This is a genomic window from Pseudoxanthomonas sp. UTMC 1351, assembly GCF_040948865.1.
In the GTDB taxonomy this organism is placed as follows: Bacteria; Pseudomonadota; Gammaproteobacteria; order Xanthomonadales; family Xanthomonadaceae; genus Pseudoxanthomonas_A.
The window spans coordinates 74,142-87,342 of the sequence record NZ_JAVGJT010000006.1; the positions used below are offsets into that span (position 1 = coordinate 74,142).

The 13,201-nt window shown below is 57.5% G+C and carries 11 protein-coding genes; 5 read left to right on the forward strand and 6 right to left on the reverse strand.

The window, feature by feature from the left end; genetic code table 11:
* Positions 1 to 25: 25 nt before the first annotated feature.
* Genes gmd through AB6O04_RS04345 form a run of 3 tightly spaced genes read left to right on the forward strand, consistent with a single transcriptional unit; the run spans position 26 to position 4,525 of the window.
* Entirely contained in the window at positions 26 to 1,060 is a 1,035-nt protein-coding gene (gene gmd, locus AB6O04_RS04335; protein ID WP_368562548.1) for a GDP-mannose 4,6-dehydratase, read from the forward strand.
* A 2-nt stretch (positions 1,061 to 1,062) separates the two neighbouring features.
* On the forward strand, positions 1,063 to 1,947 hold the full coding sequence (locus tag AB6O04_RS04340; protein WP_368562549.1) for a GDP-mannose 4,6-dehydratase: 885 nt from the start codon (positions 1,063 to 1,065) through the stop codon (positions 1,945 to 1,947).
* Positions 1,948 to 1,975: 28 nt separating this feature from the next.
* Positions 1,976 to 4,525 (forward strand): hypothetical protein, encoded by a 2,550-nt coding sequence (locus AB6O04_RS04345; protein ID WP_368562550.1) that lies wholly within the window; start codon positions 1,976 to 1,978, stop codon positions 4,523 to 4,525.
* Positions 4,526 to 4,943: 418 nt separating this feature from the next.
* On the opposite strand, the gene AB6O04_RS04350 is transcribed toward AB6O04_RS04345, so the two are convergent.
* The 6 genes from AB6O04_RS04350 to AB6O04_RS04375 form a co-directional block, all read right to left on the reverse strand.
* Entirely contained in the window at positions 4,944 to 5,912 is a 969-nt protein-coding gene (locus tag AB6O04_RS04350) for a glycosyltransferase family 2 protein (protein ID WP_368562551.1), read from the reverse strand.
* A 71-nt stretch (positions 5,913 to 5,983) separates the two neighbouring features.
* Positions 5,984 to 7,390 (reverse strand): mannose-1-phosphate guanylyltransferase/mannose-6-phosphate isomerase, encoded by a 1,407-nt coding sequence (locus AB6O04_RS04355; RefSeq protein WP_368562552.1) that lies wholly within the window; start codon positions 7,388 to 7,390, stop codon positions 5,984 to 5,986.
* Between the two features lie 11 nt (positions 7,391 to 7,401).
* Positions 7,402 to 8,766, reverse strand: a complete 1,365-nt coding sequence (locus AB6O04_RS04360; RefSeq protein WP_368562554.1) for a phosphomannomutase — start codon at positions 8,764 to 8,766, stop codon at positions 7,402 to 7,404.
* Between the two features lie 34 nt (positions 8,767 to 8,800).
* Positions 8,801 to 9,742, reverse strand: coding sequence for an electron transfer flavoprotein subunit alpha/FixB family protein (locus AB6O04_RS04365; protein ID WP_368562555.1), 942 nt, complete (start codon positions 9,740 to 9,742; stop codon positions 8,801 to 8,803).
* Between the two features lie 96 nt (positions 9,743 to 9,838).
* Positions 9,839 to 10,585 (reverse strand): EtfB protein, encoded by a 747-nt coding sequence (locus AB6O04_RS04370; protein WP_368562557.1) that lies wholly within the window; start codon positions 10,583 to 10,585, stop codon positions 9,839 to 9,841.
* A gap of 76 nt (positions 10,586 to 10,661) precedes the next feature.
* Positions 10,662 to 11,588, reverse strand: coding sequence for a RimK family alpha-L-glutamate ligase (locus tag AB6O04_RS04375; protein ID WP_368562558.1), 927 nt, complete (start codon positions 11,586 to 11,588; stop codon positions 10,662 to 10,664).
* Between the two features lie 122 nt (positions 11,589 to 11,710).
* On the opposite strand from AB6O04_RS04375, the gene AB6O04_RS04380 reads away from it, so the two are divergent.
* Both AB6O04_RS04380 and AB6O04_RS04385 read left to right on the forward strand, forming a co-directional pair.
* The gene (locus AB6O04_RS04380) at positions 11,711 to 12,457 is read left to right on the forward strand and encodes a CoA transferase subunit A (protein ID WP_368562864.1); all 747 of its coding nucleotides are present in this window, start codon (positions 11,711 to 11,713) and stop codon (positions 12,455 to 12,457) included.
* Entirely contained in the window at positions 12,457 to 13,092 is a 636-nt protein-coding gene (locus AB6O04_RS04385) for a CoA transferase subunit B (protein ID WP_368562560.1), read from the forward strand. Before AB6O04_RS04380 ends, AB6O04_RS04385 begins: the two co-directional genes overlap by 1 nt.
* The last annotated feature ends 109 nt before the right edge of the window (positions 13,093 to 13,201 follow it).

Sequence of the window (13,201 nt, forward strand, 5' to 3'; positions counted from 1 at the left end):
GCGCCTCTAATTGAAGGAATATGAAGTGAAGAAAGCCATAATAACGGGAATCACCGGCCAAGACGGTGCCTATCTTGCGCAACTGTTACTGGACAAAGGTTATGTCGTATTTGGGACATATCGTCGGACCAGTTCGGTTAACTTTTGGCGCTTGGAGGAGTTAGGGATCCAAGATCATCCGGAACTGAATCTGGTTGAATACGACCTGACGGATCTTGGTGCGAGTATTGCGCTCGTCCAGCGTGTGAAGCCGGACGAAATCTACAACCTTGCTGCTCAGAGCTTCGTAGGTGTGAGTTTTGAGCAGCCTACGACGACAGCCCATATCACGGGTATCGGTGCTCTTCATCTCTTAGAAGCAATCAGGCTCACAGACCGGAGCATTCGGTTCTACCAAGCATCGACATCGGAAATGTTCGGTAAAGTCCAAGCCATTCCGCAGGTGGAAGATACGCCTTTTTATCCCAGAAGCCCCTATGGCGTCGCGAAGCTGTACGCACACTGGATGACCGTGAACTATCGGGAAAGCTACGGTATCTTCGGGTCAAGCGGTATATTGTTCAATCATGAAAGTCCGTTACGCGGACGTGAGTTCGTAACTCGCAAGATTACTGATTCCGTGGCCAAGATTTCATTGGGTAAGCTGGACTGCCTGGAGCTGGGAAATCTGGATGCCAAGCGTGATTGGGGCTATGCGAAAGAGTACGTTGAGGGGATGTGGCGAATGCTACAGGCAGATGAGCCGGATACCTTCGTGCTGGCTACAAACCAAACGGTTACGGTGCGAGATTTCGTACGTCTGGCCTTCTCCTTCGTCGGTGTTGATGTGACTTTCTCCGGTCAGGGGTTGGATGAAATTGCTACCGACAATGCGACCGGTAAGGTTGTGCTTCGCATCAATCCAAAGTTCCACCGTCCCGCTGAAGTCGACATACTCATTGGAGATCCGAGCAAGGCAACGGAAAAGCTCGGCTGGAGTCCAAGTACAAAACTGGAAGAACTCTGCTCGATGATGGTGGAGGCGGATTTGCGCAGGAACATTCAGGGTTTCTCGTTCTGATAATGAAGAATCGAATCGCGCTAGTCACGGGTGCAGGCGGCTTCACCGGTAAATATGTCGTAGAAGCATTATCGTGTGCGGGGTACAGCGTCATAGCATGGTCCCATGATGACGCAAGCACCGGCACGGCCACGGGGGTTGATCTTTGCGACCCCCATGGCATCAGTTCAGCGTTGACCGACATCGATCCTGATGTCGTCATCCATCTTGCGGCCGTCTCATTCGTCGGGCACAGCGACATCGAAGAGATGTATCGTGTGAACATCATCGGCACGAGGAACCTTCTTAAGGCCTTGGCGGAAAAGAAGACAGGGCCTTCGAGAGTAATTCTTGCAGGAACGGCGAACATATACGGGAACGTAGAAGGAATCATCGGGGAAGATGCCACGCCCAGCCCGCAGAACGACTATGCCGTTAGCAAGCTTGCAATGGAGTCTATGGCCAAGCTGTGGGCGAACGATCTGAACATAACTGTCGTTCGGCCATTTAACTACACCGGTGTCGGACAGTCTGAAAGATTCCTTGTTCCCAAGATCGTCTCACACTTCAAGCGCAGAGCGCCGATACTGGAATTGGGAAACATCGATGTCATTCGGGACTTCAATGACGTCAGGAATGTCGCCAAGGTATACGTAGACCTAGCGCACGATGGCGAGCGTTGGGAGACATTAAATGTCTGTACCGGCCAGGAACACTCGATTCGCGATATCCTCAGTATGCTTGAGGATATTACTGGGTTTATGCCCGAGATAACCGTCAATGCGAACTTCGTGCGCTCAAATGACGTAAAACGTCTGGTAGGCGATCCTGCCCGGCTAAAGGCACGTCTTGGGCAGTCGTTGGAGTTCTCCATGGCTGAGACTTTGCGTTGGATGGTCGAGGCATGAACTTCTAATGGTGCTTGGACAGCCACGAATGGCGAGTTTTGAACTGAAGAGCATAGTTTTCTGCTTAATCGCGACCGCAGCTTATTTTCTTGTAAGTCTGCAGTATGGTGGCCCAGCGTACTTGGCTGACGAGATCGGCTATCTGAACAATGCTGCGTTTATTGCCGGCCATCATTCCGACGGGGCCAGTAGCTATTACGCCGGTTTCTCTTTGCTAGTCTCGCCCCTGTTCTATTTCTTCTCGGATTCCCAGGATGTCTGGATGGGAATTCTTGCAACGAATAGTTTTATGTGGGGAGCGACTCTGTTCCTAGTCTCGCTTTTGCTCAGGAAACTGCAATCGGGTGCAGCTGAGTGGAAGATCATTCTGGCGCTGTTCGTTGTCGCGATGTACCCGGCCTATCTCGCCATGAGTGGATATGCCTTCAGTCAGACTGCTTTTGCCTTCGTATTCACTTCTGCCGCGTATTCACTGTCTTACCTGGATTCCAGACGTAGCATCTCGGTTTTGCCGCACGCGCTGTTGGTTGGCTATCTGTGCTGCGTTCATCCTGTTGGCTTGTCAGTGGCGGTGGCATCTTCGGTTGCTATCTTCGTTACCTTTTGGCGCTCCAGGCGATTCTTGTTGCCTGCTGTTAATGCAGGGGTGATTGTCGCCGTTGCCGGGGCGTACTTGGGTCTGATACGGCCTTGGATGATCGGGGAAATGACTCCGATAGGTGGCATGGCAAGCCTCCACTACCAGGATGCATCTTTGGTACTTCGCGACGGCATATCGCTGGAACAGTTAAAAATGTCCGTCGGTGTCGTGGCGGGCCAGGCCGCCTATCTGTTCGTCGCTACATTCGGGTTCATTGTGGCCGGAGCGGCCTGGTTCGTTCGGGACGCATGGCATTCGTGGGGTGCCTTGAAGATCGACGTGCCTGAGAAGGCGCCGATCTTCCGTTTTGCCATCGCTGTTTTTCTTGTCCTAGCGGTAGTCGGCATAATCTTCGAGACTAGGTTGGCTACACTTTTGGTGCGGCCCGATCGGTTCGATCATTGGATCTATGGGCGATACGTGGAGCCGGTAATCGCCCTCCTCTTTGGCATGGGGCTGCTCAGTAGAGTTTCACGTACTGCGGTCTTCATATCGGCATTGTTCGTCGTCCTGACGGGCGCTTGGCTTGTCCATGTTGTCGACGCAACTGGACCTCTCTATGTAATGAATGTCCCAGGGTGGTGGCCGGAGTTCACTCGTCTTGGTTCCTCGCACCTCTCCTGGTTTGTAGTAGGTGCAGGGGGAATTGTGGTTGCGTCCCTGTTCCATCGCGTCATGGCGAGCATCTTGATCCTGGTCTCCTTCGCATATTGCGCGAACGCTCAGCGCGCTTGGCACCAGAACATCCTTACTCATATCAGTAACCCATCAAATATACCGGCCTTTATAGAAGAGAATTATGGAAGTGGAGTCTGTGTCGGATTCGACTATTTGTCTGCTTCGCTTCCCGGGCTCCCCGAACTAGCCCGTGAGCGGGCGAACATGTACTCGTTCTACCTATTCAATAGTCCAATGATTCGTATGTCACCACAACGCTGGCTTGAGAGCTGTCCTGGTCCTTTGTTGACTTTCAATGGCGATTTGGACATTCCGGGGATTGAGTACATAGGGAGAGAAACTTCTTCCAATCTTTATGTGGTAGCCAGAGAAGAGGAAAGGAAATTCCTTTTCCCTGACGAAGAGTCAGGCGAGCAGTATTGGAAGGACAGTCAGAGCGAAAGCTGCTTACTGGCTGGCTGCTTCCATGTGGAGGGGGCTCGTTTACATGCGTTCCACGAGATCGGTAAGCCTTCCGAGGCGGGAATACGGACGGATGGCCGTGCGGGCTATCTGATCTATGGGCCGTATGCTCCATTACCTAGGGGAGACTACATACTTGAGTTGAAGGGAGATTTCGGAGCGGTTGATGGAGCGAAGGTCGATATCGTTAATGGTTCGTCCACTGTTTACGCTGTATCTGCGCTCTCGGAACTGCTGTCATCTGATCGAAAGAAGGCTCATCTACCTTTCTCAATACCCGATCATGCCCAAAGGCTAGAAATTAGAATTCTGGTTTCGGAGAAGGACGATATACAACTAAATGGGTACGGCATTGACCATATGGCTGGTTTTGCGAATGAGAGCAAACCGGGAACTGGCGACGAGCCAATAACAAGATTCAGATATGGAGCCGCGGACTTGGCTCGATTGCCGCGCCAAATCGGTACGATGGGCCGGTCTGGACTTCGTTCCGATGGGCGTCAGGGATTCATGTTCTATGGCCCCTATCGCAAGCTTTTGGCCGGTCGATACGTTCTACAGGTCACCGGTAAGTCCGACGCCGCTGCAGGAAGCTGGGTAGATGTGGTGTCTGGCAATGGGGAGCGGACTTACCTTCGTGTGCCCGTGCCCGCCCAGGCTGGCGAAGGCAGCTTGATCCATGCTGAGTTCACGGTCGACCGAGAGGTTCCTGATCTGGAAGTTCGGGCTTTTGCCGGCTCGGGCGACAGGATTGTGGTAAATGAGTATTCAGTGAATCCAGTCCAGCCCTCTAACTGAAAGTAGCTGCGCTGGGAGACGGCTGCGCCGCTTGCCGTGCATGATGTGAAGGTGAGCCAGTGTCCTTGATGTTCGGGCGAACGTGCCCGCTTTGGGCAACGGTCTAGTTTGACCGGATTGCTATTTCCAGCGTTCTGCACGGTATGTTGCAAAGCTGCTGATCATGCCGAGCGATTTTCGTTGGTACATAGGTCCACCTTCGTGGGCATGGTCACGGCAGGGTTCCACGCGGGGACGAAATCGGATATCTAAACAATGCTGCACTCACTGCCGTCGGATTCGTCGATGGGGCGAGCGGCCACAATGCACAATGCGGGCTACTCGCTCGTCATACCCGAGTCCTATAAGGCAGTCAGAAAGAATTGAATGCAGTGGTTCGTCGCCGCATCTGTATCGGGATGCGGCGCGCGACGCTGCGTTACACCTTCATGTTCTCGCTACTGCCTTGAATTTCAAGCTCGATCCGCTGCACGCGAACGTCGATGCGTTCCATCAATTTGCGATTGGTAGAAATGAGTTCCGCCAGGAATCCCATCATTACCGTCAGTGCGCTAAGAATCAGGCACAGCGCTGCGAAGACCACCGACTGGATGTGACCGCCACCTTCGCCAATGACGAAAAAGTACAGGTAGCGCAAGCCTGCGAGCATGCCGATCGCGCCCAACACGGCGCCTGGCCAGAAGAACAATAGAAAGGGGCGATAGATGGCGAAGACACGCAGAATCGTAATCAGTGATCGCTGTACGTAGCTGCGGATGCTCTTGACCAAGCGTGAAGGGCGCAAATCTGGGTTGGTCCGGATCGGTACTGAGATAACCCGCAAGTTGCTGCGGCCGGCTTGAATAATCGTTTCGAGCGTATACGTGTAGGAATTGAATACGTTCAGGCGCATCGCGGTCTCACGCGTAAACGCGCGGAACCCGCTAGGTGCGTCCGCGACATTGGTCTTGCTCGCCACACGCACGGCCCAACTACCCAGCCGCTGCAGCTTGCGCTTGATCCACGAGAAGTGCTCAGTTTCATCAATTGGGCGCGCTCCGATCACCATGTCCGCTACGCCAGTGAGGATTGGCGAAGTAAGTAGAGGAATATCGCTAGCCTCGTACTGATTATCGGCATCTGTGTTGACAATCACATCCGCGCCCCGGCGCAGGCATGCATCGAGCCCGGTCATGAAAGCGGTGGCAAGTCCGCGGTTGACGGGATGTCTGACCACGTGATCCACACCCAACTGTTTCGCCAGCTCAGAAGTGTCATCGGTTGACCCATCATCAACCACTAGCCATTCGACGCGGTCAAAGCCCGGAACTTCTCGGGGCAGTGCATTGATCGCAATCGCCAGAGTGCCTGATTCATTCAGGCACGGGATTTGGATGATGAGTTTCATTCTGTTTGCTATCCGTTAGTGTGTTGCGAGCTTCACTGGGGAAGCAGTCAATGCCAATCCGCTATGCTGACTTACTTCGCTCGGCCATAGACATCGTCAAAACGGACGATATCGTCTTCTCCAAGATAGCTGCCCGATTGCACTTCGATAAGCTCGAGCGGTAGCTTCCCGGGATTCTCAAGGCGGTGGGTAACGCCAAGTGGAATGTAAGTGCTTTGATTTTCAGCAAGGAGAATGGTCTCTTCTCCACGGGTCACCTTCGCCGTGCCGCTAACCACTATCCAGTGCTCTGCTCGGTGGTGGTGCATCTGCAGGCTGAGACTTGCGCCTGGATTAACCGTGATGCGCTTCACCTGGAAACGGCTGCCGTTATCGATTGAGTCGTACGCACCCCAGGGGCGGTAAACCTTGCGGTGCGCAGCCGCCTCGCTGCGGCCATCGCGTTTTATTCGGGCTACCACTTCCTTCACGTCCTGAACGCGGTCCCGGTGGCCGACCATGATGGCGTCGTCGGTTTCGACGACAACTACGTCCTGCAGCCCCACCATGGCAATCAAGCGAGTGCCGTAGGCATAGGTATCGCGGCAATCGATTTCGATCACGTCGCCGTGATGGGCGTTGCCGGAGGCGTCCTTATCGGACACTTCCCACAACGCAGACCATGAACCAACGTCGCTCCAACCGGCATCCAGCGGTATCATCACCGCATCGGCGGTCTTCTCCATGACGGCATAATCGATTGAATCGCTTGGCGATGCGGCGAACGCGTCAGCGTCCAATCGTATGAAGTCTGTATCACGAGTCGCCTTGGCTAAGGCTTGTTCGCACGCGCTCAACATCGCCGGCTGCAAGGTTTTCAATTCTTCCAGGTATCGTGACGCCTTAAACAGGAACATGCCGCTGTTCCAGAAGTATTCTCCGGAAGCCACGTACTCCTGAGCTGTCGCCATGTTCGGCTTCTCGACAAAGCGCTCGACAGCGCGTACGCCTAGTCCGGCACCTGATTTTATGTAGCCATAACCTGTTTCCGGACCGGTCGGAACAATGCCGAACGTAACTAGTTTGCCGGTGTTGGCAGCAACAGCTGCCTCACGGACCGCAGCATGAAACGCCTCGTCGTCGCGCACCACATGGTCCGATGGAAGAACCAGCAACAATGCGTCGTCGCAGGTTGAGCGGGCCTGCAAAGCGGCAATGGCAATGGCAGGAGCGGTGTTCCGACCGATAGGCTCAAGAATGAGTGCCGCCGGTGCTACATCGCACTCGCGCAATTGTTCGGCGGCCATGAATCGATGCTCCTGATTGGCCACAACGATCGGTGCAGCACCTGCCACTGGCGCTACGCGCTTCCAGGTGGCTTGGAGCATCGTGTCCTCACCTACGAGAGGTAAAAACTGTTTCGGATAAGCCTCGCGCGAGAGTGGCCACAAACGGGTACCGGAGCCGCCAGACAGGATGACGGGAAGAATAGGCAACATTGGGGGAAGTCCTAGTCAGTGGTGGGAGTTTCGGAACCGATCATGGCAGAAAGCTCGTTGGTGCGAATCTGCAGCAGGGTGGGGTTGCCTCGAGTCTCGATGTTCAAGCGGAGCAGTGGCTCCGTATTGGAACTGCGCAGATTGAATCGCCAGTCGCCGAAGTCGGCGCTGACGCCATCGGTGTGGTCAAGCGTTGGCGATTGTGCAGCATAGTGTTCCATGATGCGGGTCACAGTCGCTTTGGCATCGTCGACACGAAAGTTGATTTCCCCGCTACAGGAAAAGGCTCGCATACGATCGGCGACCAACTCACCCAATGGCATGCCGGTGCGCGAAACTAGGTCGGCAATCAGCAGCCACGGAATCATCCCGGAATCGCAATAAGAGAAGTCGCGGAAGTAGTGATGGGCGCTCATTTCACCACCGTATATGGCGTCTTCCGCGCGCATGCGCTCTTTGATGAAAGCATGGCCTGTCTTGCTCATCACCGGGATGCCACCGGCTTGCTGCACCATCTCGATGGTGCTCCAGGTCAGACGGGGATCGTGGATGATTTTTCCACCCGGCTCGCGCACCAGCAGCGCGGTGGCGAGCAGGCCGACCAAGTAATAGCCTTCAATGAAGTTGCCGCCAGCGTCGAAGAAGAAGCAGCGATCGAAATCACCGTCCCAAGCGATGCCGAAGTCCGCGCCGCTGGCGCGCACCGCTTCGGCGGTGGCGGCGCGGTTTTCGGGCAGCAGCGGGTTGGGAATACCATTCGGAAACGTGCCGTCCGGTTCGTGTTGAATCCGGACGAACTCAAAGGGCAGGTGCGGCGCGAGTTGGTCGACGATAAGGCCCGCGCCACCATTGCCTGCATTGACCACGATCTTCAACGGCTTCAATGCGCTGCTGTCGATGTACGACAGCAAGTGCTTGATGTAGGCACCTTTATCGGTCGACTCGCGACGGCCAGGATCTGTGGCAGCCGGGAGGTCTTCGTTTCCTGCGGCGAAATCACGAATAGCGAACAGTCCGGTATCACCGCTGATCGGCCGGGCGTCTTCGCGCACCAGTTTCATGCCGTTGTAATCCATCGGATTATGGCTGGCAGTGACCATCACTCCACCTGCTGCGCCCAGGTGCGCAGTCTGGAAGTAGACCTCCTCCGTGCCGCACAGACCAATATCGATAATCTCGCGGCCAGCATGCCGAAACCCGTCCTCAATCGCCTGCTGCAGCTCAAGGCTGCTCAGGCGTACGTCACGGCCCAAAACCACAGGTCCGGTATTCAGCAGCCCGGCCATGCCCATGCCGATCCGGCGCGCGAGGGGTGGATTCAGTTCTTCAGGCACTCGGCCGCGGATGTCATAGGCTTTGAAACAAGATAAAGACAATTGCATTCCTTGGTAGCTGTGGAGGTGGCTGAGCTCAACCGAGAGCAGATTCCAGCTCCGGCAACAACTTAAATAGATCACCGACCAGTCCGATATCCGCGATCTCGAAGATTGGCGCTTCGGCGTCCTTGTTGATGGCGACGATAGTGCCGGCGTCCTTGATGCCGGTCAGGTGCTGGATGGCCCCCGAGATTCCGATGGCGACGTACAGCTCGGGGGCGATGATCTTGCCGGTCTGGCCCACCTGGAGTTCATTGGGAACATAGCCGGCGTCCACTGCGGCGCGAGAGGCACCAACCGCGGCGCCCAACTTGTCGGCCAGGGAGTAGATGATCTGGAAGTTCTCCATCGAGCCCACGCCGCGGCCGCCAGAGACCACACGCTTGGCGCTTTGGAGGTCGGGGCGGTCTGACTTCCCGGCAGCCAGGCCAATAAATCGGGTGTGGGTAGGCAGGGGAGCTTCGACTGCCACCGCTTCCACCGCAGCGCTGCCGCCTTTGGCGGCTTCCGGCCAGGAGGCGGTGCGCACGGTGGCGACTACCATCTGGTCGGTCGGCGCTTCCACTGTGATGATGGCGTTGCCGGCATAGATCGGGCGCTTGAAGGTGTGGCTGCCCTCCACCGTCATCACGTCGGACACCTGGGCGACTCCCAGCAAAGCGGCGACGCACGGCATGAGGTCCTTGCCGAAGGTGGTCGAAGGTCCGAACACATGGGTATAGCCAGCGGCCAATTTGGCGATTTGCGGCGCGAGCAATTGGGCAATGGCGTGTTCGTTGGCCGGGTTGGCTACCGCCAGCACTTTCGCGACGCCTGCGATCTGCGCGGCTTCGGCGGCAACGGCCGTCGGATCGGCAGCCAGCACTGCCACATCGATGCTGTCCGGCTTCAGCGCCAGCGCGGCGCTGACGGTCTTGGCGGTGGCGGCATTGAGTTTGCCGTCCAGGTGTTCGGCGATAACGAGGACTTTGGACATAACGGAATCTCCGGAAAAGTCGGGCGGGTCGCGGCAGAGTGGTTTCGCGCCCTCACCCCAACCCTCTCCCGCTAGCGAGAGAGGGGGCTAAAAGCGTTACAGCAGGCCCTTGGCCTTCAATGCAGCGACCAGTTCGGCCGCGTCCTTGACCATGACACCCTTGCTGCGCTTGGGTGGCGGGGCGTACTGCGTGATCTTCAGCGTGTCCGCCGACTCCACGGCCAAATCCGCCAACTGGAGGGTTTCCAAAGGTTTGCTCTTGGCTTTCATGATGTCCGGCAGTTTGATGAAACGCGGCTCATTGAGGCGAAGATCGGTAGTGACCACGGCGGGCAGATCGACTTCCAGCGTTTCCAGTCCGGCGTCCACTTCGCGAGTGACGGTCGCTTTGTCGCCAGTGATTTCGAGCTTGGAAGCGAAGGTTGCCTGCGGGCGGCCCCACAACGTGGCCAGCATCTGGCCGGTCTGGCTGGCGTCGTCGTCGATGGCCTGCTTGCCCAGGATGACCAGCTGCGGCTGTTCTTTCTCGATGAGCTTGAGCAGGGTGCGGGCGGCGGTCAGTGGCTGAATCGGCTGATCGGTAACCACATGGATGGCGCGGTTGGCGCCCATGGCCAAACCGTTGCGAAGGTGGGCCTGGGCATCGGCGGGGGCGATCGTCGCGACCACGACCTCGGTGGCAATGCCCTTGTCGCGCAGCCGCAGGGCTTCTTCCAGCGCAATTTCGTCGAAGGGATTGGCGGACAATTTGACGCCGTCCGTAACCACGCCGGAGCCGTCCGGCTTGACCTGAATGCGGACGTTGTAGTCCACCACGCGCTTGTAGGCGACGAGAATCTTCATCCTGCGGAATTTCCTTGAATGCTGCGGATCGGAGCGGCCACGGCGGAAGCCGAGGGCGGAACGGGGATTTTACCGGTCAGCCGGTGCCCGTGCGAGCGCGTATGGTGTCGCCGCTCAAACGGGAAGCCAGCGCTGCGGCGAAGCGGTCGGCGCTGCCGGGGGCCTGCGCGAAGAACAGCGAGGGTTCGATCAACTCCAGCTCCAACAGGCGGGGGTGTCCGCCGTCATCCCGGATCAGGTCGACGCGGGCGTAGGACAACGGCTGGCCGAGCCGCAGGAGGCGGGACGCCGCCACCAGGACTTGTTCGCCGAGCGCCAACTCGTCCGCGCCGGCGCTGCGGCTGCTGATGTCGCCTGCAGCAAACGGTGCTGTAAGGGCGGCCGCGTCGGGTTGCAGCAGCGCCCCCTTGGCGATGGCATGACTGAAGCTGCCTTCGAAGTAGATCAGCGCGGTTTCGCCGGCACGGTCCACCGCCGGCAGATAAGGCTGCAACATCACGCCGCGGCCTTGATCGAGCAAGCGCGCGACATGGTTGCTGGCGGCGAACTCTTGCGCGCGCGCATACCGTTGCGTGTCGCGGGCACCGGCGCTGACCGTGGGTTTGACCACAAACTCAGGCGCCGGCTCCGTCCCCAGGAAGGCTTGCAAGGCCTGTAAAGGCTCGGCGTCCGGTTCCACAAAGGTCGTGGTGACGACGGGGATGCCGAATGTCGCTAAGTCCGACAAGTAGTGCTTGTCCGTGTTCCAGCGAATCACGTGGACGGGGTTGAGCAGGGAAACCTGCTGATCCCGCCGATCGCACCAAGCCAGAAATTCCGGGAGTCGCTCGGTGTAGTCCCACGGAGACCTGAGCAATGCGGCATCGAACTGCTGCCAGCTAACGGTGGGGTCGTCCCAGGCGACAGCACGTGCGTGTAGGCCGGCCGATGCACAGGCGTCCAACAGCGGCGCTAAGTCTTCGTCGTGACCGGCGGCGGCAATGGCGGTGACAAGGGCAAGCATCTTCATCGTGCAAGTTTAAACGCAGGAGACGAGAGGAGCTTCCATTACCATTGCCCGAAAGTACCTGTGTGGCAAACCGCCAGGTGCGTAAAATGCCGTCATCCTCTGGAATGGACCTGGTCATGGCCGAAGCTGTCGCATCCACGCCGTCGAGTGGCGGAACCAAAAGCAAGCTCTTTCCGAATGCCGAGGCGGCGCTGCGAGGGATCGTCGCCGACGGCCAGACCTTGGCTGTCGGTGGGTTCGGCCTGTGTGGCATTCCGGAAGCGCTGATCGCGGCGCTTCGCGATAGCGGAGTGAAAGGATTGACCGCCATCTCCAACAACGCAGGCGTGGATGGATTCGGTCTGGGGTTGCTGTTGGAGACCCGGCAGATCCGCAAGATGATCTCGTCGTACGTGGGCGAGAACAAGGAATTCGAACGCCAGTACTTGTCCGGCGAGTTGGAGCTGGAGTTCAACCCCCAGGGCACGCTCGCGGAACGTCTGCGCGCCGGCGGTGCGGGTATCCCTGCGTTCTTCACCCGCACTGGTTACGGGACCATCGTGGCCGACGGCAAAGAGACCCGCCAATTCGGTGAGCACTGGTACGTCATGGAAACCGCCCTGATTGCCGATGTGTCGCTGATCAAGGCGTGGAAGGCCGATAAGGCCGGCAATTTGGTCTTCCGCAAGACCGCGCGCAATTTCAACCCGGCTTGCGCTATGGCGGGCAAAGTCTGCGTGGCAGAGGTGGAAGAAGTGGTGGAAATCGGCCAGATCGATCCTGATCACGTCCACTTGCCCGGCATCTACGTGGACCGCATCGTCCACAACCCGCATCCGGAAAAAAGAATCGAACAGCGCACCGTGCGCCAAGGAGCCGAGTGATGGCCTGGACCCGTGACGAAATGGCGCAGCGCGCCGCCCGCGAGTTGACCGATGGTGCCTACGTCAACCTGGGTATTGGGTTACCGACTTTGGTGGCCAACCATATTCCGGACGGAATGGACGTCTGGCTGCAATCCGAAAACGGCTTGCTGGGCATCGGCCCGTTCCCCACCGAGGACGAAATCGACGCTGACCTCATCAACGCCGGCAAGCAGACCGTCACCGCCCGGCCGGGCGCCAGTTACTTCGGCAGTCATGATTCCTTCGGAATGATTCGTGGCGGTCACATCGACCTGGCGGTACTGGGCGCCATGCAGGTCACCGACCAGGGCGATCTGGCCAACTGGATGGTGCCGGGCAAGATGGTCAAAGGCATGGGCGGGGCGATGGATCTGGTCGCCGGGGTCAAGCGCATCGTTGTACTAATGGAACACGTTGCGAAGGATGGCGGTCACAAAATCCTGCCGAAATGCGATCTGCCGCTGACCGGGGTTGGGGTGGTCAATCGAATCATCACCGATCTGGCGGTGTTCGATGTGACGCCAGAGGGATTGGTGCTGGTGGAATCGGCGGAAGGCGTTGCGGATGATGAGCTCCGGTCGAAAACCGGGGTGCCGTTCCATCGCCCGTCCTAGCCGCTCGCCTGCTGTGCCCCAGGGTTCTGATCTGAAAGCTGTATAACGGCCAAATTCGATAGAGAGACGGGACGGCCCTCTCTATTGCGAGCCAGACCCCTGCGTTATA